4 protein-coding genes are annotated in these 3,731 nt (G+C 65.0%); 1 reads left to right on the top strand and 3 read right to left on the bottom strand.

Annotated features, from left to right (window positions below):
* Positions 1-45 precede the first annotated feature (45 nt).
* The gene (locus tag ABSG20_RS32090; RefSeq protein WP_423868468.1) at positions 46-1,632 is read right to left on the bottom strand and encodes an AMP-binding protein; all 1,587 of its coding nucleotides are present in this window, start codon (positions 1,630-1,632) and stop codon (positions 46-48) included.
* 155 nt (positions 1,633-1,787) lie between these two features.
* Positions 1,788-2,204: a VOC family protein gene (locus ABSG20_RS32085; protein WP_423868467.1), complete on the bottom strand. Its 417-nt coding sequence runs from the start codon at positions 2,202-2,204 to the stop codon at positions 1,788-1,790.
* Positions 2,205-2,362: 158 nt separating this feature from the next.
* Here ABSG20_RS32085 and ABSG20_RS32080 point away from each other — a divergent pair, with 158 nt between their 5' ends.
* Entirely contained in the window at positions 2,363-3,103 is a 741-nt protein-coding gene (locus tag ABSG20_RS32080; RefSeq protein ID WP_423868466.1) for a DUF899 domain-containing protein, read from the top strand.
* 77 nt (positions 3,104-3,180) lie between these two features.
* Here ABSG20_RS32080 and ABSG20_RS32075 read toward each other — a convergent pair whose 3' ends face one another.
* On the bottom strand, positions 3,181-3,378 hold the full coding sequence (locus tag ABSG20_RS32075) for a hypothetical protein (protein ID WP_423868465.1): 198 nt from the start codon (positions 3,376-3,378) through the stop codon (positions 3,181-3,183).
* Positions 3,379-3,731 lie beyond the last annotated feature (353 nt).

Raw genomic sequence — 3,731 nt, 5'->3', positions numbered from 1 at the left:
TCCGCCGGAGGCTTCCTCCGGCGGATTTTTTTTGGTTGCAATCCGCTACCCCAGCATCTTGCGCAGTTCGGTCTTCGCGACCTTCTCCAGCGTCGAACGCGGCAACTCGTCGACGAAACGGATTTCGCGCGGTACCTTGAAATCCGCCAGCGCGTTGCGGCACGCGGACATGATGGAGTCGTGGAGGTCCGCCGGCGCGCGATCGACGCCGGCCGTGGGAATGATGAACACGACCGGCACCTCGTCAAGCATCGGGTGTTTCCTGGCCACCACGGCGGCCTCGCGCACGCCGGGCACCACCGCGATCACCTGTTCGATCTCGGAGGCCGCGACGTTCTCGCCGCCGACCTTCAGCATGTCCTTGGCGCGGTCGCCGAATTTGATGAACCCGTTTTCCAGCAGAGTGACACGGTCGCCGGTGATGAAATAACCGTGGGCGTCGAAGCTGTCGCTGGTGGCTTGTTCATTGTGGAGATAGGCCTTGAACAGCGACAGGCCGGGAATGCCCTTGATCAGGAGATTGCCGGTGCCGCCGACCGGCGTCGGCGCGCCGTCATCGTCGGTGACGCGGATGGAATATTCCGCAGCGGCGCGGCCGATCGACATCGGCGCGTTGGGCTGGTCGACTTCGCCGACGATGCCGTGGGTGATGGTTTCGGTCATGCCCCACCAGCCGATGATCTTGATGCCGAACGCGGCGAAGGCCGGCGGCTCGCACACCGCGGTGCCCCAGAGCCGGAATCGATGCGGCCTGGGGATCTCGTATTCGAGCAGCGCCTTCATGCAGAACGGGATCGTGGAGCTCCAGCTGCAGCCGTGCTCCAGCGCGACCTTCCAGAACCGGCGCGCGGAAAACCGCGGCTGGATCACGCAGGTCGAGCCGACCCACAGGCTCGCCAGCACGGAATAGGCCAGCGCGTTGGTGTGGAACAGCGGCAGGTAGGTCTGGTGCACGTCGCCCTGGTGCAGATCCTCGTGCGCCGCATTGACCTTGGCGCCCCACAGCGCGTTGGCGTGGGTCCACAGCACCGCCTTCGGCCGCGAGGTGGTACCGGAAGTGTATTGCACGCTGCACGGCGCGGTGGGATCGGCGGCGCGGCGCGGCCGGTCGGCGCTGTCGGCGAACAGCGCCGCAAAACTGTCCGCGCGCGGCGCTGCGGCGGCTGGCGCGGGCTCATTGCCTGAATCATGGGAGGTCACCGCGAGCCAGCGCAGCTTGCGGCAATGCGTCGAAATGACGGCGGCATAGGCGGGTTGGGTAATCGCGGCGACCGCGCCGCAATGGTCCGCAAAATATTCCATCTCCGCCGGCGCGGAACGGGTATTGGTGGTCACGGCAATGGCGCCGAGTTCGGCGCAGGCGAACCAGGCCAGCATGGCCTCGACGCAGTTATCCAGATGGATCAGCACGAACTCGCCCGGCTTGACGCCCCGCGCGGCAAATCCCGCCGCCAGCGCGCCGACGCGCTCGTGAAATTCGCCATAATTCCAGCTTCGCGCCGGCGCATCGAACGGCGCCCAGATCAGAAAGGGATGGTCGCGGCGCGTCTCGGCGCGCATCCGCAGCAACCATGGCACGTCGAGCCCTGCGAAGGGCCCGACCACGCCCGGCGCTACCTGTGAATTCGACATCGGTCCTCCCGATCCGGCGTTGTCCGCCGGCTTTTGTGGCCTTGCTTGCAGCCTTTCTGCCACCAGATCGCGCGCCGGGCAAATCCGCAATTGCAGCGATGATCGTCACGATCGCCTGGATAGGGTCGCGTGCGCCCGCAATGACGGGCAGAGGGTTAATCCTCCTCCTCGTACGACGAAATCTCGATCAGACTGCCGTCGGGATCCCTGCAATAGACCGACCGCAGCATGCCGCGCGCGCCCTGTTTTGCCACCGGGCCTTGCTCGATTGCGACGCCATGCGCTTTGAGATGCGCGACCACTTGCTGCGGCGTACTCGCGGTGAGGAAGCACAGATCGTCGCTGCCGGCGGCGACATGTTCCGCGGTGAACCAATCGACCACATCGGCATCGCGCGGCCGCACGTTGATCTTCTGGTTGCCGAAGATCAGCGACGTCCGCGGCGGCTTGCCGTGGCCGGGCTCGAACATCCGGATCTCCATGCCGAGGATGTCACGGTACCACTCGGCCGAACGCGCCACATCGGTGACGTTGATCACGAGATGATCGAGCGCATTGACTTTTATCGTCATGGATTGTCCTTATGCCTCGGGGGGACGCCCGGCCGGCGCCGCGCCGGCCGCAACGGCCCTTGTTTGTTACAACGCCAGCCGGCGTCAGTTCAACGCCAACCATCGTCGAGGGCCGTACAGGCCGTCGCCTGAATTGTTGCAAACGAAAGGAGCCAGCCATGCCATCGCACCCCATCGTCTCCCGTCAAGAGTGGCTCGAAGCGCGCAAAGCCCATCTCATGCGCGAGAAGGAATTCACCCTCGCGCGGGACCGCCTGAGCGCGGAGCGGCGCGCGCTGCCCTGGGTCAAGCTCGACAAGACCTATACGTTCGACGGCCCCCGGGGAAAGCAGACGCTGGCCGATCTGTTCGAAGGCCACCCGCAGCTGGTGGTGCAGCATTTCATGTTCGCGCCCGACTGGAGCGAGGGCTGCAAGAGCTGCTCGTTCTGGGCTGACGGCTTCGAGCGCATGATCCCGCATCTCGCCGCGCGCGACACCGCGCTGGTCGCGATCTCGCGCGCGCCGCTGCAAAAGCTCGAAGCCTTCAAGGCGCGCATGGGCTGGACCTTTGAATGGTTTTCCTCGGCAGGCAACGACTTCAACCACGACTACGCGGTTTCGTTTACGCCGGAAGAAATCAAGTCAGGCGCCAAAATCTACAATTTCGGCACGTCGGGATTCGGTGCCCAGGAAGCGCCCGGCATCAGCGTGTTCCACCGCGACGCGGACGGCAGCATCTTTCACACCTATTCGTGCTTCGCGCGCGGCCTCGACATGATGAATTCAGCCTATCATTATCTCGACCTGACCCCGCTCGGCCGCCACGAGGAAGGCTTGCCTTACCCGATGGACTGGGTCCGGCTGCGCGACCAGTATCAGCCCGCGGCGACGACCGCCGCGGCGTGCTGCGGCAGTTGAGCGGCCATATCGAGCGACCGGCGTAGCGATACACGGGTCGGCGCGCCGCGCCGCCCGGGTGAAGGGCGCAAGCCGGCTTACGCCGCCGGCCGAACCTGATCGCCCGCGATGGCGCGGTCGATGGCGTCGATCAATGACTGGGTCTCGATGAATTTGAGCCGCGCCCGTTCGGCCTTGTCGCGGTCGAACGGCGCGGCCAGCGTCTTGGCGAAGGCGTCGCGGTCCTCCGCCATGCGCTCGCGCGCCTTTTGCAGCGTCTCAAGTCGCTCGCTCATCTCGGTTTCGCTTTCCGTTGGTCGCGCAAACCTGGTTGGCGCGAACAGCAAGGGCAGGAGCCATCGCCGGCGCTGGAACCGGGCTCCGGCGATGCCCAGATATTATCCAGTTGTGGTTTCTACGCCGTTAACGGCCGCCGTGGGCATAGCAACGGTTTTGCCGTTGCATTTTCTCATATCGCCCCGAGCGTGTATCAGGCGTCGGCTTGGTCCAGCGCGCAAATCGCGATGGCGTGTTCCTTGCCGCGCGGACGGATCAGGCCCAGTGACGGTTGAGCAGCCGATGGAAGTCAACCTCGACCAGTCGTTCGGCAGCCGCGAATGGCTAATTCTTCAATTGGCGCTCGTACTCG

Source organism: Bradyrhizobium sp. (assembly GCF_049512235.1).
Taxonomy (GTDB): domain Bacteria; phylum Pseudomonadota; class Alphaproteobacteria; order Rhizobiales; family Xanthobacteraceae; genus Bradyrhizobium.
Note: the sequence above shows the minus strand (reverse complement) of the source record. Positions and strands in the feature narration are given on the sequence as shown.